The sequence below is a fragment of the Pseudomonas sp. NFACC16-2 genome (assembly GCF_900119205.1).
Lineage (GTDB): Bacteria > Pseudomonadota > Gammaproteobacteria > Pseudomonadales > Pseudomonadaceae > Aquipseudomonas > Aquipseudomonas fluorescens_Q.
This window is the reverse complement of sequence record NZ_FPIX01000035.1, coordinates 24,963-47,318: the sequence shown is the minus strand read 5'-3', so window position 1 is coordinate 47,318 and position 22,356 is coordinate 24,963. Positions and strand designations below refer to the sequence as shown.

The 22,356-nt window shown below is 63.4% G+C and carries 8 protein-coding genes; 3 read left to right on the top strand and 5 right to left on the bottom strand.

The features are described 5' to 3' along the window. Window positions 1-172 precede the first annotated feature (172 nt). Entirely contained in the window at window positions 173-12,793 is a 12,621-nt protein-coding gene (locus BT116_RS23085) for a filamentous hemagglutinin family protein (RefSeq protein WP_072347339.1), read from the top strand. Between the two features lie 148 nt (window positions 12,794-12,941). Here BT116_RS23085 and BT116_RS23080 read toward each other — a convergent pair whose 3' ends face one another. The 5 genes from BT116_RS23080 to BT116_RS23060 form a co-directional block, all read right to left on the bottom strand. Further along, window positions 12,942-15,515, bottom strand: a complete 2,574-nt coding sequence (locus BT116_RS23080) for a bifunctional diguanylate cyclase/phosphodiesterase (protein ID WP_072347337.1) — start codon at window positions 15,513-15,515, stop codon at window positions 12,942-12,944. Between the two features lie 113 nt (window positions 15,516-15,628). Further along, a complete protein-coding gene (locus tag BT116_RS23075; RefSeq protein WP_072347335.1) occupies window positions 15,629-16,309 on the bottom strand; it encodes a DUF2238 domain-containing protein in 681 nt (226 codons plus the stop codon). 11 nt (window positions 16,310-16,320) lie between these two features. Beyond that, entirely contained in the window at window positions 16,321-18,120 is a 1,800-nt protein-coding gene (locus tag BT116_RS23070) for a thiamine pyrophosphate-requiring protein (protein WP_072347333.1), read from the bottom strand. Window positions 18,121-18,268: 148 nt separating this feature from the next. Next, window positions 18,269-19,579, bottom strand: coding sequence for an ATP-binding protein (locus BT116_RS23065; protein ID WP_072347331.1), 1,311 nt, complete (start codon window positions 19,577-19,579; stop codon window positions 18,269-18,271). Then, window positions 19,576-20,316 (bottom strand): response regulator, encoded by a 741-nt coding sequence (locus BT116_RS23060; RefSeq protein WP_003202589.1) that lies wholly within the window; start codon window positions 20,314-20,316, stop codon window positions 19,576-19,578. Before BT116_RS23060 ends, BT116_RS23065 begins: the two co-directional genes overlap by 4 nt. Window positions 20,317-20,539: 223 nt before the next feature. On the opposite strand from BT116_RS23060, the gene BT116_RS23055 reads away from it, so the two are divergent. Both BT116_RS23055 and BT116_RS23050 read left to right on the top strand, forming a co-directional pair. After that, window positions 20,540-20,803 carry a DUF2790 domain-containing protein gene (locus BT116_RS23055; protein WP_072347329.1) on the top strand — a complete coding sequence of 88 codons (264 nt, stop codon included), beginning with the start codon at window positions 20,540-20,542 and terminating at the stop codon, window positions 20,801-20,803. Between the two features lie 199 nt (window positions 20,804-21,002). Further along, the gene (locus BT116_RS23050; RefSeq protein WP_072347327.1) at window positions 21,003-22,214 is read left to right on the top strand and encodes a cytochrome c biogenesis protein DipZ; all 1,212 of its coding nucleotides are present in this window, start codon (window positions 21,003-21,005) and stop codon (window positions 22,212-22,214) included. Window positions 22,215-22,356: the final 142 nt, after the last annotated feature.

The window sequence follows — 22,356 nt, the reverse complement described above, 5'->3', positions numbered from 1 at the left end:
AAAGCCGTTGCTGACTTTTTGCGTCATACCCGCGCCAACACAGCCACATGAAATTTTCATGACATCCGTTCGGTCCCGAGCGGCTGTAACCGCCTATCCCCTATAACCAACGCTGGCAGCTTGATAGCACTGCGTTGCGCCCCCTTAGAGCGAACCCGAAAGGATGAGTAGGATGCTGCGCTGCAAACCCCAGACGAACCTGAATGCTCCACGTCGCGATGGCGATTTGTCGATGTTGCGGCTCAAGCCACTGGCCCAGGCCATTGCCCTGCTGATGGTGGCTGGCAATGCCCAGGCGGCGACCGCGTTCAGTTCGGCCTGGTTTGCCGCCAAGGGCGCGTCCCCGGCCGGTGGCGCGGCACGGCCCACGACGGCGTTGCCAGGCATGCCGCCGCCCTTGGCCCAACAGCAACGGGCCAATGCGCAGTTGCAGCGTTCGTTGACCAACCTCAACAACACCGTGGCCGCCATCGCGGCCCAGCAGGCGGCGCAAGCGGCAGGAAGGCAGGCCGCGTTCGGGCAAATCCAGACCGTGCCCGACGGCTTGGGCGAGGGCGGGCTCAAGGTCGATAACAGCCTGACCCAGGGCTGGCTCAACGCCAAGGGACCGCAGCAGACCCAGGCCGGCGGCAAGACCACGGTGAAGATCGAGCAGACCGCCGACAAGGCGATTCTCAACTGGGAAACCTTCAACATCGGGCGCAACACCACGGTGGATTTCCAGCAGCAGTCGGACTGGGCCGTGCTCAACCGGGTCAACGATCCGCAAGCGCGGCCGAGCCAGATCCAGGGCCAGATCAAGGGCAACGGCACGGTGATGCTGGTGAACCGCAATGGCATCATTTTCAGCGGCAGCAGCCAGGTCAACGTGCGCAACCTGGCGGCGGTGGCGGCCAACATCAGCGATGAGCAATTCAGCAAGCGCGGCTTGTACGTCGATGCCACTGGCACCCAGCCGACTTTCACCGACGCGGCGGGCAAGGTCGAAGTGCAGCAGGGCGCACTGATTGAAACCCATCGTGCCGCCACCTCCACGGCGGGGGGCGGCTATGCCTTGCTGCTGGGTAGCGAAGTGGAGAACGCCGGCTCGATCATCACCGCCAAGGGCCAGACCACCCTGGCGGCAGGCGATAGCTTCTACATCCGGCGCGGCCAGGGCACCAGCGGCAACCTGCGTTCCACCACCCGTGGCAACGAGGTCGCGACATCCCTCAAACCGGGCAGCAGCGCCGGCACGGTGATCAACAGCGGCTTGATCCAGGCCAGCACCGGCGACATCACCTTCACCGGACACCGGGTCGAGCAGAACGGCGTGGCCGTCGCCACCAGTTCAGTGGACACCCGCGGCACCGTGCACCTGCTCAACGCCTTCAGCGACAGCACTGGCAGCGTGACCCTGGGGCTGGGCAGCGCCACGGCGGTGTTGCTCGACGCCGCCGGCGGCAGTGCCCTGGACAGTCAGCGCAATGCCGGACCGGCCGGCCTGGATGGCACGCCGAACAACCTGATCACCGGCCAGTTCAACAACCTCGGCAGTGTGGTCGACCGCACCGATCAGTCGCGGGTCGAGATCGTCAGTGGCGGTAGCGTTGACTTCCAGAACGGCTCCATCACCCTGGCCACCGGCGGCCAGGTCGCGGTCAGCGCCGCCGGGCGCAGCCTGGTGCGCGATGGCGCGGTGATCGACGTATCCGGCGCCATTGGCGTCAAGGTGGCGATGGAGTCCAACTCCATCAAGGTCAACGTGCAGGGCAATGAACAGCGCGACGCACCGGTCAACCGCGAGGACGGGAAGCTGACCAACAACGATGTTTGGGTGGATGTGCGCGACTTGATCTACGTGCCGGCGGGCACCAATGGTTACGCCACCGACCGTTGGTACACAGCGGGTGGGCTGTTGGAAGTCGGCGGTTACTTGGGGACCCGAGGCCACAGCGTCGGTGAATGGGCTGCTCAAGGCGGCACCCTGACGTTCACTGGCAACGACGTGGTGACCCAGCAGGCAGCGCAACTGAACCTGTCTGGCGGTACCCTGGATGTGCAGAGCGGCTACTTGCGGCAGTCCTGGCTCAAGGGCGCTGATGGGCGTTTGCATGAATTGTCCAAGGCGCCGGGGGACATTCTCTACACCGGTATCTACAAGGGCTACGAAGACCACAGCCAGCGTTGGGGCCAGACCGATTACTACTACAACCCGCTGATTGCCCCACGCGAGCGTTTCGAAGCCGGCTACACCGTCGGCCGCGATGCCGGCAAGCTGGTGGTGTCGACCCGCAACGCGGTGCTGGAAGGCCAAATCGTTGGTGAGGTCTACCAGGGTGAACGCCAGACTCAGGCGCCGAACCTCAACCTCGACGGTTACCAGCAATCGCAAAATGCCGTGGCCCGACGGGCGCAGTTGTGGGTGGGCAGCTACACGCCGATCTATGACAAGACTGCAGGCGTGATCAACAGCGGTTTGAACCCCACCTTCGATCAGGTCACCGTCGGCAAGGTGACCGACAAGATTGCCGCGGGCCAGGACCTGACCTCGGTGGTCGACACCGATCGGCAAGGCAAGCTGGTGCTGGATAACGAACTGCTCAATGGCTTCCAGCTCGGCGCGGTCAAGGTGGCGGCGGCAGAAGGTATCAAAGTCGATGGCACGCTTAAAGTGGCCGATGGCGGCGACATCACGCTTTATGCACCACAGGTGGAAGTCAACGCCAACCTGACGGCTCGCAGCGGTCGCATTGCCTTGGGTAACGTTCTTAAGCAGGTCAGAACCGATAACTTCCAGATGGGAGACGTCGTGCTTTCGCCCGCCACCGGTCAGCGTGCCGGGGTCACGTTGGGCGAGGGCGTGATGCTGAACACCGCTGGGCTGTGGAGCAATTTGCTGCTTGACGGCAACGACCGCCAAGGCCTGCCGTTCCTCAACGGCGGCACGGTGTCCGTGCGCAGCAGTGGCGACATTGACGTGCGTCAGGGCAGTCGGATTGACGTCAGTTCCGGTGCTGCGGTCATGGCCGATGGCAAGACCCGCGGCGGCAAGGGCGGTGACCTGACCCTGACCGCCAGTACCGGCGTATCGTCCGATAACGGCGCCTTGAACCTTGACGGTGAACTGCGCGGCACCGGCGTGAATGGCGGCGGGACCTTGACGCTGGCGGCCCATAAAGTGCTGATCGGCGACAGCGGCTCGCCGCTTGAACCGGGCACCCTGCAACTGGGCGGAGACTTTTTTGACAAAGGCTTCTCGGCCTATGACATCACCGGTAACGAAGGTCTGACCGTGGCCGACGGGGCCCAGGTCGATGTGACGATGCCGGTGTACCGCTTTGGCGAGCAGGCGTTGAACACCGGCAGCGGCGCGGAGCCGGCCGATGCGTTGCAGCGCTGGACGCCGGAGCTGTACCAGGAAGATGCGATCAAAGGTGTCATGACCCAGCGTCGCGGCGCGAGCCTGAGTCTCACTGCCGGTACCGCGAACTCCAGCGCCGCCGACATGGCCAGCACCGTGTTGAACCTGGGCAAGGGCAGCGTGGTCAGCGTCGATCCGGGCCAGGGCATCGATGTGCGCAGCATCGGTCAACTGACCGCCAACGGTACCCTCAATGCGTGGGGTGGGCGGGTCAGCCTCACCGGGTTGAGCGTCATTGGTGCGGAGGGAGAAGCCGTCAACGCTCAGGGCCACGGTCGCTCCATCTGGCTGGGCGAGCAGGCTCTGATCGATGTCTCCAGCCGGGCCGTGACCGCCCGGGATATGCGCGGTCAGACCTATGGCCTGGTACGTGATGGCGGGCAGATTGTCATCGGCGGCCAGATCGACGCCGAGAAAGGTTCGGCTTCCGCATCCGAACTGTTTGTGGTGGTGCGCGAGGGCGCGCGTCTGCAAGCGGATGGCAGCCAGGCCGTGCTGGATATTCCCGGACAGGGGCGCACCTCGGTGGCGAGCAATGGCGGCAGCATTTCCCTGGCGTCGGCCAATGGTTTGTACCTGGATGGCGCATTCAGCGCCCATTCGGGCGGGACAGGGGCGGCGGGCGGCAAGTTGTCGGTGGCATTGGAAACGCCTTACTACGTGAAGAACGCCGCCAGCGACCGAGCGATGAAGGTGCGTGAGTTGGTGTTGGGACAGACCGCGCCTGCGAGCTTGCTGGAGGGTAATGCCGAGACAGCGGCGGACTCGTTGGTTTACGGCCACGGGCGCTTGGGTGTTGATCAGGTCCAGTCGGGAGGTTTCGACAGCCTGGCGCTGTTGAGCAATGGACTGTTGAGCATCGATGGTGACGTGTCGCTGTCCCTTGGCCAAAGCCTGAGCCTGTATGCCCGCAACTTTGTCACGAGTGCAGCCGCGCCAAATACCCGGGCTCAACTCAATGCTTCCCATGTACTGCTGTCGGGCCCCGCGGCCAACCTTCCAAACAAGGATAACTACGTCCGACCGGTGGTCGACGGCGGCGTATCATTGCAGACGAACAAGGCCGTGTTTTCTGTCAACGCAGACCTGTTGGATGTGCAGGGTAACGTGACGTTCAGCAGCAAGGGGACCGTGCGGCAGGCCGACGGCAGCACCGTCGAGTTGGAGCGCACAGGTTTTGACCGGGTTCAGTTAAGCAGTCGGGGAGATGTGCGATTCCTGGCCGGGTTCTCGAACGAAGGGTTGCCTTTAGGTTTCACAACTCAACTGGTGACGCCTGCGGACATGATCCTGCAGGCCGCCCAACTGTATCCAGCGACCGGCGTAGGCGCTCGTGTTTTGGCAGGGTATGGCTGGGGGCGCGATCCCGTTAACAACATCCCTCTCTACGATCCGACGCGCAGTCTGGTTATCGGCCGTACCACCCAGGTCGTCCCCCAGGTGCCTTATTCGGTGTTCGGTCGCTTGCAATTGGGCAGTGCGAAGATCGAACAAGGGGGTGTCGTACGGGCTCCGCTTGGGCTGCTTGAAGTCGGTACAAATGATAGCTCGGCGGGCATATCTGCCCGGCTGGACTTGTTGCCGGACAGTTTGACCTCCGTCAGCGGCCTAGGGCTGATCCTGCCTTATGGCGGTACTGTCGATGGGCAGAGTTACCAGTACGCAGGCAAAAAAGTCGTTCTGCTGGGGCAAGGCGCAGTGCCCTCCGACAATGGTGACCTCAATGTCGGCGTGATTCTGGGGGGCCAGTCGGTGGTTGCTCAGGAAGGCTCGGTACTCGACCTCTCGGGGGGTGGTGACTTGCTCGGCGCCGGGTTTATCTCTGGCCGAGGGGGTTCCACCGACGCGCGTTTCAATCCGCTGGTACAAATCGGCGCGAACGGCGGTTTTACCTTGCCGGGCCTATCCAGCAACCCGGTCTATGCCATCGTGCCGGGCAACCAGAGCCAATATGCACCAGTCGCCCCCGAAGGCGGCGCAGTGGACCCCAGGGTAGGCCAGCAAATTACCATTGGTACTGGCGTTCCGGGATTGGCCGCGGGTACCTATACCTTGATGCCCTCTACCTACGCCTTGTTGCCGGGAGCGTTCCGGGTCGAAGTCAATGGCCTGGCGGGGCAGGGGGTGACAACGGCTGCGCAACAGATGCGCAATGGCTCCTGGACCACCGCTGGGGTACTGTCGGTGGCTAATACCGGGCAGCGCAACAGTTTGTCCAGTCAGGTCATTCTGACGTCGGGAGATGTGCTTCGCCGCTACTCGCAATACAACGAAACCAGCTACGCCCAGTTTGCCGTGGCCGACGCCGGACGCCTGGGTGTCCCCAGGGCTTTATTGCCAGTGGATGCCAAGACTTTGAAGCTGAACCTGGCCAGGGGCGCTGGGGATCAGGCGTTCTCCTTCAAGGGTATTGGCAAGTTCGCGCCTCAGACGGGTGGATACGGCGGTACCGTTGCAGTGGTGGGGGGCACCGGTAGCGCACTGGAGGTAGTTGCCGATGGGCGCGGGGCCACGGCCGGTTTCGAAGGTGTGACCCTCAATGCCGCAAGCCTCAATGCATTGAACGCCTCGCGCCAAGTGATCGGCGGCCAGTTTTCAATTCTTTATGGCCAAGGGGGTAACGACGTCACGCCACAAAGGGTCTCGCGCAGTGTGACTTTGCGTGAAGGCGCGACTCTGGCGGCACCGGAGGTTTTTCTGCTGACCGACGGGGGCGAGCTGTTGGTGGAACAAGGCGCCGCCATCAACACCCTCGGCCAAGGCAAGGCGGCGTACGATGCCCGTGATGGCTTTATCTATAACCTCAATGTGAGGAACCAGAATTACAATTTGCTGGCGGCTTCCAACGGCTTGCTCAACGTGCTGGCTCCGCAATCGGGCTCCACGGGTTCGGTCAGTATCGGCGGTTGCAGCCTGACACCGTGCACAGGCGTGACGAAGATTCATTCTGAAGGCAGTATCGTCGCCGCCTCGGGCAGCAGCCTGGAACTGGACGACCAAGTGCGCTATGGCACCCGTCACCTGACGCTGGCCCTGAGCAACATCAACGTTGGCACCGCCCAGGCCCTGAGCGCTGCGGCAACGCACCAGGTCTTGCCGGCGGGGCTGACCCTGAGCCAGACCGTGCTCGATCGCCTGTTGCGCGGGGACACCGAGTACGGTGCTCCGGCCCTGGAAACCCTCGAACTGTCGGCCAGTCAGGCGCTGAATTTTTACGGTACCGTCAGTCTCGACACCTATGACCCGACAACAGGCAAGTCGCGCCTGAATAATCTGATGCTCAGCACCCCTGCCATCTATGGTGCCGGTAGCGCCAATGATGTGGCGACCATTCGCACCACCAACCTGATCTGGAACGGCGCTGTCGGCGCGCCGGGTTCGGTGATTGCCGGTGGGGCCGGTACCGGTGCCGGTCGCCTGGACATCCAGGCCCAGCGCATCGAATTCGGCTACGGTGACTTCGCCCAGCCCAGCTCGGTCACCACCCTGGACCGCCTGGCCCTGGGATTCGCCAACGTCAACCTCAGCGCCAGCGAACGCCTGACCGCCAATCACAAGGGCAGCCTGGCGGTGTATCAAAGCCAGGGCGCCTATGACGCAAAAACAGGCTACGTCTACAGCGGCGGCAATCTGAATATCCTCACGCCGTTGCTCACGGGTGAAGCCGGATCGGTCAACCGCATTACTGCAGGCGGCGTGGTCAATGTAACGGGCACAACCGCTAAGCCTGGCGCTGTCTCCGGGCTAGGGGGCGAGCTGTCCCTCAAGGGCGCGAGCCTCAACCTCGCCAGCGCAGTGGTGCTGCCCAGCGGCAAGCTCACCCTCAGCGCGACGGATGACCTGACCCTGACGGATGCGGCGCAGATCGACCTGGCTGGGCGCGCAGTCACCTTCAACGATGTGACGCGTTACAGCGCCGGTGGTGAGGTGATCCTGCAAAGCCGCAACGGCAACATCCGCCAGGCGGATGGTTCAAGCATCGACCTCTCGGCCCGTAACAACCAGGCTGGCCGGCTCAGTGCCGTGGCCCTGGACGAGGCCGCCGGGATCGTTGATTTGCAGGGTCGGATTCTCGGCAGCAGCACGGGCGAATATGACGCCGGCGGCACCGCCATGCCGTACCTGGCCGGCGGTGTGGAAGTCCAGGCCCAGCGCCTGGGCGGCAACGGCAGCCTCAGCGAGCAGTTCGCGGCCTTGAACCAACGATTGGATGACGGACAGGTGTTCGGTTCCCGTGGCTTCCAGCTCAAACAGGGCGACCTGGTGATCGGCAACGAACTCAAGGCCTCGACCATCAGCGTGTCGGTCGACAATGGAAACCTGTTGGTCAATGGCAAGGTAGACGCCAGCGGCGAACGGGTCGGCAGCATCCGGCTCGCCGCCGGGCGGTCCCTGACCCTGGGCAGCAGCGCGGTGCTCGATGCCCACGGCAATCGCCTGCGTGTAGACAGCTACGGCAAGATCATCGACTCACCGAACCGCGCCATGGTCGACCTCACCTCCCGGGGCGGCGTGCTGACATTGGCCGACGGTGCTCGCATCGATTTGCGCCATGGCACCGCGGCGCCTGCGGGGCAGCATGATGGCCGCGCTCGCGGCACCCTGGAGCTCAATGCCCGGCGCGCCGGCCCGGATGCCACCCACGGTGACATCGCCATCGACGCCAGCGGCAACCTGGATATCCAGGGCGCGCGGTCCATCGCCGTCAATGGTATGTGGCAGTACAACGATGCAGCCTTTGGCAGCGATCCGGCGGCCAGTGGCCGTCCTTATCAGGTCATCGACCAGGCCTACCTGGATGGCAAGCATCAGGACAGCCTCGCCTTCATCAACGCGGCGCTGGCCAACAGCGATTTGATGCAACGTAGACTCGCCGGCCTGAACAACGCCCGTTACGCCGATGCGTTCCACCTGCGGCCCGGCGTTGAGATTGTCAGCGCCACGGCCGACGGCGACCTGGTGGTGCAGGGTGACCTGGACCTGTCCGGCTATCGCTACGCCAGTGTGAATCCGCACACCCGGCAAACTGCTGTGTACGGCTCCGGCGAGGCCGGTGCGCTGACCCTGCGCGCCGGGGGCGACCTGAGCATCTACGGCAGCATCAACGACGGATTCGCTCCGCCGCCCGCCACCCAGGATGACAAAGGCTGGGTGCTGCTGCCCGGCATCGATTTCACCGGTGGCGACATCGTCGTCCCCGGTGCCGGCGTGACGCTGGCCGACGGTACGGCGTTCCCGGCGGGAACCACGCTGAACTACGACTTGCCGATCAAAGGCGTGACCCTGGCGGCGGGCACTCGACTGCCGGTGGCCGCAGTCCTTGAGCAACCCTTGGAGCTGCCGGCCGGCACGGTATTGGCGGCAGCGGTGCACGATGCGTCCGGCAACCTGCTGTTTGCCGCGGGCACTTTGCTGAGCCGGGCCCAGACCCTCGAAGCCGGCTCGCAGTTGGGCGCCGGCAGCGTGTTGAGCGGTGCCGCCGCACTGCTCGGTTTCACCTGGCCCAAGGGCGTGGCGCTGCCCAATGTGGCGAATGCGAGCAATGCCCAGAGCAATATCCTCAAGCTGGATGGCAGCCTGGCGTTGAATCGCGGTTCGCTGATCCCGTCCGGCACCGATGTGAAGTTGCCCAATGGCGTCGAGTCGATCCAGCTACGTCCGGAAATTGCCGGCAGCGATGGCCGTCTGTGGGCCATCGCCCCGATGCTCGCCGAGGGGGCGCAATCCTGGTCGCTGCGGTTGGTGGCCGGGGCGGATACGACAGCGGCGGACAGCCGGATCGTCCAGCCTGCCCCGGTGCGTGGCGACTTGCGTCTTGCCGATAGTCACTACGGCATGTTTGGCAAATCCGTGCCGGCCAAGGGCACCTATCGGTGGACCCAACAAGGGGTCGATGAGCTGGCGGGCGCGGGGTTCACGGTAGCGCTCGGGCAAACCGTCGACCTGACAATCGTGAGCAATTTTGGCTACGACTCGGTTGACGCGTTCTGTGCGGATTTCGCTGGTATTTGCGCGCTTCAAGCTTCTTACAGATGGACCAAGGCAGCGGAGGAGGAATTGGCAGGTTCCGGCTTTGAGGTCAAGGCCGGCGAGCTGATCAGCCAGGCCGCTGCGCAGTTTTTCCAGTTTGATTCGGTCCAGTCACTCTGCGACGCGGCGCCGAGTGTCTGTGCCCCCGCAGACGTGGAGTATGAAGCGGTTGCCGGCAGTGTCCGTCCGAGCGTCATCCGCACCGGCACCGGCGACCTGGAACTGCTCAGCGGTGGCAGCCTGCGCATGGATTCGTTGTTCGGCATCTACACCGCCGGCACCTCGTCGGCACCGACGTTCCCAGGCGATCCCTACAACCAGCCGAAGGCCCTGGGCGCCAACGGCAAGGTGCTCGCCGACGAGGATGGCAGTAACGAAAAGCTGGTCGATGGCGGCGCTGAAAGTCTCTATCGCGCCTGGTATCCGGACGCGGGCGGTAACCTGTTGCTTAAGGTCGGCGGTGACCTCAGTGGCAACCTGACGGCGCCTGTCAACTCTAACGGGCGACCGAACCCTACCGACATGGGCCAGGATTCGGCCAATGTAGGCAATTGGCTCTGGCGCCAGGGCAATGGTGATTCCGCGAGCAGCCAGCCGACCGCCTGGTGGATCAACTTTGGTAGTCATACCGCGTCGACGGTGTCGGGTGGCGCTGATCAAATGGCCGCTTTCACCGGGTTCGGGACTTTGGGTGGCGGTGATCTGGATGTACAGGTGAAGGGTGACGCGGGGGTGTTGAACCGGCTCGCCGGTAACGACTTCAACTCAAACATCAACCCTCGTAGCCAGGGGCTGCTGTTGGCGGTGGGCAGCACCGGACGTGTGGGCTCTGATGGCAGCCTGCAATTGACCGGCGGTGGCGATCTCAACCTGCGTGTGGGTGGTGTTTTGAATCCCGAGAGCTCGTTCACCATGGGGCATCTCAACGGCGCGGTCATCAATTTGCGAGGACACGCCCAAATCGATGGTGGTGCCATTGGTCGTATCGACCTGCTCTACGGCAACAGTGCCCCAGTGCAATCCCCTGGAGAAACGCGGGCCTACGACTCCTTCAAGTCCACACGAGGATCTGCAACCGGTGGACTGACCCTCATGCCTGGTGATGCTACCTTCGATCTGCGTACGTTGGGCGACTTGGTCGTGATGGACGTTGCCGACCCGGGGCGGGTGCCGATGATGAGCGTGTCGCCCTTCAAAAATGGTGCGACTAACGGCTCGGGCGTGAGTTGGTTTTCGTTGTGGACGGCTAATACTGCGATTGATCTCTGGTCATCGGGGGGCAATCTGACGCCGCTGATGTCTGGGGGCGAGACGGACTTGGCGGTAGTCTACCCATCGATTCTGCGGGCCGTTGCGGCCAGTGGCAGTCTTTACTACGGCCAGGCCAAGGTCGCAGGCTCCGGTAACTCCAGTAACGGCTATCGCTCAGCCTTGCTGCTTGCCCCCGGCATCAACAGCGAGTTGCAGTTCCTTGCTGGTGACTCCATCTATGGCGGTGACCTGACGGTCAGTCGCTCTGGTGCCTCGTCCACGGCCATGGCCACACCATTTCGGCCGGCCTTCATGGGGCTTGTCGGTAACACTGTGGTGGTCAGTAATCTCTCCGTCGATGCCAATCGTGTCTCTATAGGCGCAAATACATTGCCGTTGTTTGCTTTTGACAGCAGCAGCGCGTCCGACGAATGGGCAAGCAACACCGATCCTGCCCGTTTCTATGCGCTCAAGGGCGACTTGCTGGCCGTCAATAGCGGGCGGACGATGACGTTCACCACCCCGAATGACAGCCGATTCGGCCAGACTTATTACGAAGGAACCGGGTCGGTGTGGATGATGGCCGGGCGGGACATCGTCAGCAGCGGAACACCGCTGAGTGGCGGCCAGGGTGGTGAGTTTGTCACGGGGCAGTACACCAGCGCCGGCAACCTCTTCATCCACAACAACCCCACCGACATCTCCATCGTGTCAGCCGGGCGCGACATCCTCTACAGCAACTTCAACGTCGCCGGTCCCGGCCTGCTGGAAATCACCGCCGGGCGCAATATCCTGATGGACGACAAGGTCAGCATCACCAGCCTCGGCGCCGTGGTGCCGGGAGATTCGCGCCCTGGCGCGAGCCTGGTGCTGCAAGTTGGCGCGGGCCTCAACGGCGCGGATTACGAGCGCTTCGTCAAGGCCTACCTGGACCCGGCGAACCAGGCCCTGGCCGGCGTGCCCCTGGCGGACCAGGACGGTAAGGTCGCCAAGACCTATGAAACCGAACTGGTGGATTGGCTGGAGAAACGCTTCGGCTTCAGCGGCGACACCGAACAGGCCCGCAGCTACTTCGCGGCACTGCCGGCCGAGCAGCAGCGGGTGTTTGCCCGCGACGTGTACTTCGCCGAGCTCAAGGCCGGTGGGCGTGAGTACAACGAAGTGGGCGGCGTGCGCCAGGGCAGTTACCTGCGGGGCCGTGAGGCTATCGACTTGTTGTTCCCGACCAAGGACGTGGCGGGCAATCCGATCACCTACAAGGGCGACATCACGATGTTCGGCGGGGCGGGGGTGCACACCGATTTCGGCGGCAGTATCCAAATGCTCACCCCGGGCGGCGGCCAGACATTCGGCATCGAGGGCAACGCGCCGCCGTCCACCGCAGGCGTCATCACCCAGGGCGAGGGCGATATCCAGTTGTATGCCCAGGACAGCATCCTGCTGGGGCAGAGCCGGATCATGACCACCTTCGGCGGTTCGATCATCGGCTGGTCGGCCCAGGGCGATATCAACGCCGGTCGCGGTTCGAAGACCACCGTGGTGTACACGCCGCCCAAGCGCTTGTACGACACTTGGGGCAACGTGACGCTGTCGCCGGCGGTGCCGAGTACCGGTGCTGGTATTGCCACGCTCAACCCGATTGCCGAAGTGGCGCCGGGGGATATCGACCTGATCGCGCCGTTGGGTACCATCGATGCGGGCGAGGCGGGGATCCGGGTGTCGGGTAACGTCAACATCGCGGCGTTGACCGTGGTGAACGCGGCCAACATCCAGACCCAGGGCAAATCCACCGGCGTGCCGCTGGCGGCCTCGGTGAACACCGGGGCCATCACCTCGGCCAGTTCGGCGGCGTCTTCGGCGACGCAGGCGGCAGAAGACGTGGCCCGTCAGCAACAGAATGCGGCGCGGCAGAACCAGGCGTCGGTGTTTACCGTCCAGGTGGTGAGTTTTGGCTCCGAGCAACTGGCCCCGTCCCGCGACGGCGCCAGCCGCGAAGCGCCTCGGGCCTACGACCCGGCGAGCCCGGTGCAGGTCCTGGGTGCGGGGCCTTTGGACGAACAGAACCGCCAGCGGCTGACTGAGGAAGAGCGGGGGCGGTTGAGTTTGTAAGGAAGTCAGTGTGCAGGGAGGTTGGCTGTGCCGGCGTCATCGCGAGCAAGCCCGCTCCCACAGGTGATCTTGGGTGTCCATGAGTCTTGTGTTCACCACAGGCCCATTGTGTGAGCGAGCTTGCTCGCGATAGCGGTGGGGATGTCTGTTACAGCCACCGCGGGGTGGTGAAGAACGAGGCCATTTCCGAGCGGGCCAGGGCGGCGCCGAAGTAGGGGCCTTGGACATGGTCGCAGGCCACGTTGCGCAGTTGGCTGAATTGCCGGGCGTTTTCGATGCCTTCGGCGGTGACCATGAGCCCTACGCTGCGGCTCAATCGGATCATCGCCAGGACGCCCTCCTTGTCATCCTCCAGGCCCAGCTGCGTCAGGATGTTGCGATCGAAGCGGATGCCATCGAACGGCTGGTCCAGTACCTCGCGCAGGGAGGCGATGTTGGTGCCGAATTTGTCGATGTTGATCCGCACCCCGAGGTCCTTGAGCGCATGGAGGGTGCTGGCGACGGTCTTGTGGTCGGCCAGCAGAACCCCTTCGGCCACTTCCAGGGTCAACCGGTGAGGCGCCAGGCCGCTCGATTGGAGGGCCTCTTGTACTTGGTCGAGCAGGAAGCTGCTGTTGAACCACCGGGGTGAAACCGCGATGGAGACGTTGACGGCGCTCGGCCAGGTGGCGGCCTCTTCACAGACGTTGATCAGCATCCAGGTACCCAGCTCTTCCAGTTGGCCCGAGGTTTCGGCCACCGGTATGAAGTCGGCCCCACCCAGTTCACCTTTCTCGGGGTGGTGCCAGAAGGTCTGGGCTTCGAAACCGTGCAGTTGCTCGGCGCTCACGTCGAAGCGAGGCAAGTAGCGCAGTTCCAGTTGATCCCGTTGCATGGCGTCGCGCAGTTGCTGTTCGTATTGCCGCCGGTCGCGGGCCAGGTTGCCCATGGCTTCCACATACACGCGCCAGGTGTTGCGGCCGGCGGCCTTGGCCGCATACAAGGCGATGTCGGCGTGGCGCAGGAGTTCATCGGCACGTTCGTCTCCGGGTTGCGACCAGGCAACGCCGATGCTCACCCCCAGGTACAGGGTATTGCCGTCCAGGTGCATGGGCCGTTGCATGCAATCGATCAGCCGTTCACAGAGTTGATCGAGATCGCCGGCATCGCCCGGGTCGGGCATGACAATGACAAACTCATCACCGCCCAGACGTGCCACCAGATCAGTTCCGCGTACGTTTTGCTGGAGGATATGCGCCACCTCCTTGAGCACTTTATCGCCCACGGCATGCCCCAGGGAGTCGTTGACCGGCTTGAATCGGTCCATGTCCAGGTTCAGCAGCGCCAGGGGCGGACGATCGGCTCGGTCCAGGTGCTCGCGCAGGCAATCGAACAAGCGGTTGCGGTTGGCCAGCCCGGTCAGTGGATCATGCAGGGACAGGTGCTTGATCTGGGCCAGAGCCCGCAATTCGTCGGTGATATCGGTGGCGGTGCCGCGAAAACCCAGGGTGCCCGCTTCGATGGCCCGCACCGAGAGTTTGCAGGTACGGATGCGCTGGTTGCGCGCGGTGTACTCGCACAGCAGCGGCGCCGAGGAGTCGCTGTTGGCACCGCCGAGCAGCCATTGGGCAATCGAGATCGAGCCGCCATGGGGGTGAAGCAGACGGTGCAGGGGTTTGCCCAGCCACTGCGTGGGACTGAAGCCGGTCACTTGTTCGAAGCGTTCCGACAGATAGGTCAGGGTCCCGGTCGAATCGACCTCCCACAACCAATCGGATGACACTTCGGCAATGTCGCGGAAACGTTCTTCACTGCGTTCCAGCGCCTTGCGATGGGCCAGCAGGCTGGCGTACTGGCGTTCCTGGGCGCGGAGCATGGCCAAGGCATGGCGCAGAACGGCCAGGGCCAGAATCCCCAGCACGAATAACGCCACGGCCAGCAACGGCAGGAGGATTTTGCGCAGATCCTGGCCCGGGGTCTGCGGCCGCCAGGCCAAGGCTTCCAGGGTCAGGTTGTCGAGCAGCAGCTGGGCGGTATCGGCGGGGCCCGGTGTCCTGGCGATATGGGCATCGGGCAGGGCGAAGTCCCGCGCCAGGTTTTCCAGGGCGCCGGGATCAAGGACCTTGACGAAAAGCATCAGGCTGGGCGGGCCGGGGATTTCGGGCACGCTGCTGTCCGTGCCGATGGTGATGGCGGACGCGGCGACAAACGCAGGGGCGTCCTCGTGATGGAGCATCTCGACGACCACTTCGTCGTGATTTTGCGCAGCGGCGGCTTTTTTCAACAGCGCTCGCAAGTCGCCGGTCAGCCAGGTGTCGGCATTGACCTCACTCATCTGGCCGTCGATCATCGAATAGACGGTCTGGCCGGTCGGCGAAATGACAAACACGGCCTGGTAGCCATAGAGCGAATACACGCTGCTGCCGACGTTTTCCTGGTCGTAGGCCCATTCCTTGTCGACGCTGACATGCAGGTGCCGGTAGGCATCGCTCCACTTGGAATAATCGCTCAGGTCCCGTCCGATACCTTTGCGGATCCCCTCGACGGCCTGCTGGGCGAAAAACAGGCTCTGTTCACGGGCGCGGCGGTCCTGGACGCCGGTGATGTTGAGCAGCACGGCGATCGCCAGTGCGGACATGACAAACAGCAGGAGCATGATGGCCGGAAAAGTGCGACGGGTGAAACTTCGGGTTGGCGAACCCGGGGAAAGGACAGTTGAGTCATTGCCAGCAATTTCAATCATAAAAATAAGTCATCAGCCAAAAAGCGATTTCACCCGCACCTGTCTTATATCGGCTGGTGAGCTGATTTACTTAGTCGTGATCACACAGGAACCGGCGGATATGGGGGCTTGCGTCAGGTGCGGGCCTTGAAGCGCAACGTCCATTCGAGGGCGAAGTCCCGCTGGCGCAGGTAACTGACCCCGGCGGTGGCCAGCAGGGTCATGAATGCGGCCAGCGCCGCCAGGGCCATGTCTTTTTGTGAGTCCCATGGGTCCTGTTGGGCGCCGACAAAGGCCTTGGCGGTATCGCCCCCGATGTAGGCGCCGCCCAGCCATTCGATGATTTCGTAAATCGCCGACGACGCAAGAATCAGGCTCCAGGCCAGGAAGTACCCCCTGAACCCCGTTGCTGGCGTAACCCGTAGCAAGGCCTCGCGCAGCGGATAGGCCAGCAGCAGGCCGTAGCTGAAATGCACCAGCCGGTCGAACTGGTTGCGCTGGAAACCCATGAATTGATCAAGCGACTGGCCTCCCGTCAGGGTCTGCCACCACTGGTTGTAAGGCACCTTGGCATAGGTGTAATGGGCGCCGATTTCATGGATGCAAAGAAAGACGAACAACAGCGTGGCGGACAGTCGGGAAAAGCTGAATCTCCGATGAACGGTCACCAAGACCACCAATAACGCTATGACCAGCAGGTTCTCCGCCAGCCAATCGCTGCGTTTTATCGGCGCAATGGCCAGCCATCCCCATACCACGCAAAAAGCCAGGAGCAGGGACCGTTCATAGCGACGATGCAGCTCAACGGTTGGCATCGCGTCGTGCCTCACTCTTTATCCGTGCGCTGGCCCGGCAGCAGGGCGCCCAAGACCTGCTTGGCGGTCTCCACCACGATGCCTCGTTCGTTCGGGTCGCCCTGGAGCAGGGTCGAGGCAAATTTTTTCGCCTGTTCCAGCTTGATGTGCGGCGGCAGCGGTGGCACATCGGGGTCGGTGCGAAACTCGATCAGCACCGGACGACCCGCCGCCAGCGCGGTTTCCCAGGCCGTGGCCACGTCGTCCTCGTGCAGCACCAGGATGCCCTTCAAGCCAATGGATTCGGCGAACAGGTGATAGGGCACGTCGGGGATGTCCTGGGAGGCGGCGAATTTCGGATCGCCCTCCATGACCCGCTGTTCCCAGGTGACCTGGTTCAAATCCCGATTGTTGAACACCGCGCAGATCCAGGTGCCATTGGCCCAGGTACGCCAGTATTTGGCGACGGTGATCAGCTCGGCCATGTTGTTCATCTGCATGGCGCCATCGCCCACCAGGGCGACCACCGGCCGCTCCGGATGACAGAACTTCGCCGCGATGGCGTAGGGCACGGCCGCGCCCATTGACGCCAGGCCACCGGACAGCGAACACATCATGCCGGGCCGGATCTTGAGGTCCCGGGCGTACCAGTTGGCGCAGGAGCCGGAATCGCAGGTGATGATGGCGCGCTCCGGCAGCCGGGGCGATAGTTCGAAGGTGACTCGCTGCGGATTGATCGGCTTGGCAGGGACCCGGGCGCGTTTTTCCAGGGTCCGCTCCCAGCGTTCGCGCCAATGCTCGATCTTCTTGCGCCAGGCGCGGTCGGTTTTTTCTTCGATCAGTGGCAGCAGGGCGCGTAAGGTATCGACGCTGTCGCCGTGCAGATTGACTTCCATGGGATAACGCAGGCTGAGCATGTCCGCCTGAATGTCGATCTGCACGCCCCGGGCCTGGCCTTCAGGTGGCAGGAACTCGGCGTAGGGGAAGCCGGAACCGATCATCAGCAGGGTGTCGCAGCCGGCCATCAGGTTGTCGCTGGGCTCAGTGCCGAGCAGGCCGATGGTGCCCGTGACCCAGGGCAGATCATCCGGTACGGCGGCCTTGCCCAACAGCGCCTTGGCCACGCCGGCGCCGAGTTTCTCGGCAATGGCGATCACTTCGTCGGTGGCGTGCAGCGCTCCGGCACCGACCAGGATGGCGACTTTCTTGCCGGCATTGAGGACCTCGGCGGCCTTGCGCAGGTCCTCTTCGTAGGGGACGACGCTGGGCTTGCGGTAACCGACGCCGGAGTGAACCGTACCGTGCTTGTGGCGTGGCGCGGTGTATTCCATGTCCTGGAGATCGTTTGGCAGGATCAGTGCCGTGACCCGGCGCTCGCCCACTGCCGTACGTACGGCGCGGTCCAACAGGTGGCGCACCTGGGCGGGCACACTGGCTTGCTGCACGAATGCTCCGGCCACGTCCTTGAACAGGCTGACCAGGTCCAGTTCCTGCTGATAATGCCCGCCCAGTGCGGCGCGCGCCTGCTGGCCGCTGATGGCGAGCACTGGCATGTGGTCCATCCGGGCGTCGTAGAGGCCGGTCACCAAGTGGGATGCGCCGGGCCCGGAGGTGGCGATGCAGACGCCCAGCTCACCGGTGAACTTGGCGTGGGCGCAGGCCATGAATGCGGCCATTTCCTCGTGGCGGGCCTGGATGAAGCGGATTTTTCCCTGGGCGCGGTTCAAGGCGCCGAAGACGCCGTTGATGCCATCGCCCGGATAGCCATAGATACGGCGAACCCCCCATTCGTAAAGACGTTCCACCAGAAAATCACCGACGGTCATGCTCATGCCTGTCCCTCGTTTCAGGCCGCCGTCGCTTGGCGCGACGTACAGCGGTTGACGTTCATACAGGACTTGACCGGTGTATGCCGTCCAAGGTTTCGATTTTTTCAAGGGCGCGGACCTGTGGTCGGGGGCGGCTCCCACAGGGGCTGAGTCAGCTTGCGAATGCCAGGCGCAACTCGGCGCACAGGCCGCCGCCGTCGCGGTTGCTCAGGGTCAGTGAGCCGCCCATGGCGATCGCCAATTGCTGGGCGATGGCCAAGCCCAGGCCGGTGCCGCCGGTTTCCCGGTTGCGTGAACTTTCCACCCGATAGAACGGCTTGAGCACTTCGGCCAGTTCCTGCTCGTTGATCCCGGGGCCGCGGTCCAGTACCTGAATCGCCAATTGCCCGTTGTCGGCAAGCTGCACATGGATCTGCGCCGAGCCACCGAACTTCAGGGCGTTGTCCACCAGATTGACCAGCACCCGCCGCAGGGCATGGGGACGGGTGTCGATGACGGCGGCGTTTTTCCCGGTCAATTGCACGTCCTTGCCCGTGTCCTGGTAGTCGAACGCCAGGCTGTCGAGGAACGCATCCAGGCTGATCCGGCAACTGGCCTCGGTGGCGCCATGGATGCTGCGGGCATAGGCCACACCTTCACGCACCAAGTGCTCCATTTCACTCAAGTCGCTCCACAGCTTGTCTTTCTCGGTCCCCTCGTCCATGAATTCAGCACGCAGCTTCATGCGCGTGATGGGGGTCTGCAAGTCGTGGGAAATCGCCGCCAGCAACTGCATGCGCTCCTTGAGGTAGGCCGCGATGCGGTCCTGCATGGCGTTGAACGCTTTGGCGGCATGCACCACTTCGGTTGGGCCTTTCTCGTCCAGGCGCACGCTGTGGGCGTTAGGATCGAGGGTTTCCACCGCCTCGGCCAGTCGGGTCAATGGGCCGACGGCGAGGCGCACGGCCAGCCAGGTGCAGCCGATCAAAAGCGCCAACTGCCCCAGCAACACCATCGGCAGCCAGGGGGAGAGGGGCGTCATTGCCGGGCGTACGTCGATGATCAGCGGGTTGCCGTCCCCCAGGCGCAGGTGCGCCTGATAGTGCATTTTCGGTCCGGGAATCTGTTTGAAGGTCAGGCCGTAGGCCTGCCCGATGGCTTCCTGGATCGAACTGACCGAGATCGGCGCGTCGGCAAGATCCATCGGTTGCCCGGGCTGGCCTTCGTCGAGCAGGTAGCCATAGTTGCGCCGGGCGAGTTTCGGCAGCCAGGCCGGGCGCTCGGCGGCAGGCAGACGGTCAAGAATGGCGACGGAGGTCGAGACGTCGGTTTCCAGGTTGCCGAGCATGGTCGACTTGGCGCTTTGGTAGCGCTCGTAGTACTGCACGCCGAAGGACAACCCCTGGGCCAGGATCAGGCCGACCAGGAAGATCAGCGACAGCCTCGAGGCCAGCGTACGCGGCCAGCGCAACGATAGGCTCATACCGAGGCCTCGAGGATCTCCACCGGCAGCGAGAACACGTAGCCTTCGCTGCGCACGGTCTTGATGTAGGCCGGCTCCCGCGCGTCGTCCAGCAGGCGCTGGCGCAGGCGACTGACCAGCAAATCGATGGAGCGATCGAACAGGTCGGCGTCCCGGCCCTGGGTGAGGTTAAGCAACTGGTCGCGGTTGAGCACCCGTTGCGGATGATCGAGGAAGACCCGCAACAAACGATATTCGGCGCCGCTCAAGGCAACCATGGTGCCGTCGGTGTCCAGCAGGTGGCGGGCGGTGGTGTCCAGGCGCCAGCGCCCGAACGCCAGCAGGCGACCGCTTTCGGTGACCACCAGGTTGGGCGGCAGCATGCGGGTGCGGCGCAGCACGGCATTGATGCGGGCCAGCAGCTCACGAGCGGCGAAGGGCTTGACCAGGTAATCGTCGGCGCCCATTTCCAGGCCGATGATGCGGTCGGTTTCATCGTTGCGCGCGGTGAGCATCAGTACCGGCGTGGCCTTGTGCTTGCCGGCACGCAGCTCCCGGCACAGCACCAGGCCGTCGTCACCGGGCATCATGATGTCCAGCACGATCAGGTCCACCGGGGTCGTTTCCAGGAAGGCGCGCATTTGCCGGCCATCGGCAACGACAGTGGTGCGCAGACCGTTCTTTTTCAGGTAGTTGCCAACCAGCTCTCTGATCTCGCGATCGTCATCCACTATCAACACGTGATCGACATGATCCATGGTGTCCAGCTCCTCGGCGTTTCGTTGTGAGCAGTCTACAGGCGCCGGCCTGCCTGGCTCGCGGCGGTTTGTATTGCAGTGTATCTGGCGCGCGACGGATACACAGCGATGCAAAAAGCCACCTGGCTCGATACAGGCGCGATACCTGCGCGGCATTCAATGGCGTCCATCGAGGCAATACAACAGGCCTCGGCAGGTAAACCCATTGAATCGAGGAATCGCCATGAACAGCAAAGCCATCTACGCCGCCTGCCTATTCGCTGCACTTAACATTTGCACACTGTCGGCCCGGGCCGAAAGCAATGTGCAGGCGCAAACCTACGCCTACGGCACTCACCTGGACATCCAGAAAGTGCTGTCCCTTAGCGAAGACACCGAGCCGACCTGCGGCGTGGTCAATGCCCACATGACCTACCTGGATTCGGCAGGCCACCAGCAGGCGTTGGACTACCGCAAGTTTTCCGACAACTGCAGCAACCAGAACTGAGAACAACATGCCAGCCATGCCTGCCAGCTTTTGTGGCGAGGGGATTTATCCCCGCTGGGTCGCGAAGCGGCCCCAAAGCCTAAGAGCTCGGTGTGTCAGATAGACCCAGGGGGCTGCTTCGCAGCCCAGCGGGGATAAATCCCCTCGCCACAAAGGTGTTGGCTCTTATTCATGCTTCAGCCCATTTTGAGGTGTTGCCATGCTTCTGATCGCTTTTCTCGGCGGGATCCTGACGATCCTCAGCCCCTGCATTCTTCCGGTGGTGCCGTTTCTGTTTGCCCGGGCCGATCGCTCCCGTGGCTCGGTGCTGCTGACCCTTGGCGGCATGGTGCTGACCTTTGCCCTGGTCTCCAGCCTGGCGGTGGTCAGCAGCGAGTGGGTGCTGCGTGCCAGCAGCGTTGGCCGGCAAGTCGCCTTGGTGGTGATGGTGGTGTTTGCCTTGTCGCTGATCTTCAGTCGGGTCGGCACCTGGCTGGCGCGGCCGCTGGTCAGCCTGGGCAATCGCCTGGACGCCGGCGCCGGGCGGATGGCCGGGCCGGTGGCTTCAGTGCTGATCGGGGTCGCCACCGGGTTGCTCTGGGCACCGTGCGCCGGACCGATCCTCGGGGTGATCCTGACCGGGGCCATGCTGCAAGGCGCCAGCGCACAAACCAGCCTGCTGTTGCTCGCTTACGGCCTGGGCAGTGCCTTGTCCCTGGGGACGCTGATCCTGGCCGGGCGCGGACTGGTCGGACGCCTGAAACTCTCGCTGCCGATCACCACCTGGCTGCGCCGGGGAACGGGAGCGGTGGTGTTGCTGGCGGCGGTGGCGATTGGCACCGGGGCGGATGACCGCTTGTTGGCGGCGACTTCCTCCCAACAATCGGTCACCTTGGAAAAAAGCCTGCTGGAGAATGTGCCCAAGGCCATCGACTATGTGGTGAGCAAGGCTGGCGCAAGTTCCATGCTGGCCCTCGAATCCCAGGGCGCCATGCCTGCGCTGGACGGCGCGGTGCAATGGCTGAACTCACCCCCGCTGAGCAGCGAATCACTTAAGGGCAAGGTGGTGCTGGTGGACTTCTGGACCTACGACTGCATCAACTGCCAGCACACCTTGCCTTATGTGAACGGTTGGGCGAAGAAGTATGAAAAGGACGGGCTGGTGGTGATCGGTGTCCACACCCCGGAATACGGCTACGAGAAGATCATCGACAACGTGCGCGAGCAGGTGCGCAAGCTGGACATCCACTATCCGGTGGCGATCGACAATCAGTATGCGATCTGGCGCGCCTTCAACAACCAGTATTGGCCGGCCCATTACTTCATCGATGCCAAGGGGCAGGTGCGCTACAGCCATTTTGGCGAAGGACGCTACGGCGAGCAGGAGCAGGTGATCCAGCAGTTGTTGCAGGAAGCCAAGGCAGGCCAGTGACTTGTGGTGAGGGAGCAAGCTCCCATGAAACAAGCGGTGCGCGGATTGATCATTCCCATGCGTGGGCATGCATCCCGTGACGCTCTGCGTCACCTTGCAGAAGCGGAACGCGGAGCGTCCCTGGCGGCGTTCCCACGCGGAG

Excerpts from the sequence above, each read along its gene's own strand:
- BT116_RS23085 (WP_072347339.1), top strand. The coding sequence starts at position 173 with ATGCTGCGCTGCAAACCCCAGACGAACCTGAATGCTCCACGTCGCGAT.
- BT116_RS23080 (WP_072347337.1), bottom strand. The coding sequence starts at position 15,515 with ATGATTGAAATTGCTGGCAATGACTCAACTGTCCTTTCCCCGGGTTCG.
- BT116_RS23075 (WP_072347335.1), bottom strand. The coding sequence starts at position 16,309 with ATGCCAACCGTTGAGCTGCATCGTCGCTATGAACGGTCCCTGCTCCTG.
- BT116_RS23070 (WP_072347333.1), bottom strand. The coding sequence starts at position 18,120 with ATGAGCATGACCGTCGGTGATTTTCTGGTGGAACGTCTTTACGAATGG.
- BT116_RS23065 (WP_072347331.1), bottom strand. The coding sequence starts at position 19,579 with ATGAGCCTATCGTTGCGCTGGCCGCGTACGCTGGCCTCGAGGCTGTCG.
- BT116_RS23060 (WP_003202589.1), bottom strand. The coding sequence starts at position 20,316 with ATGGATCATGTCGATCACGTGTTGATAGTGGATGACGATCGCGAGATC.
- BT116_RS23055 (WP_072347329.1), top strand. The coding sequence starts at position 20,540 with ATGAACAGCAAAGCCATCTACGCCGCCTGCCTATTCGCTGCACTTAAC.
- BT116_RS23050 (WP_072347327.1), top strand. The coding sequence starts at position 21,003 with ATGCTTCTGATCGCTTTTCTCGGCGGGATCCTGACGATCCTCAGCCCC.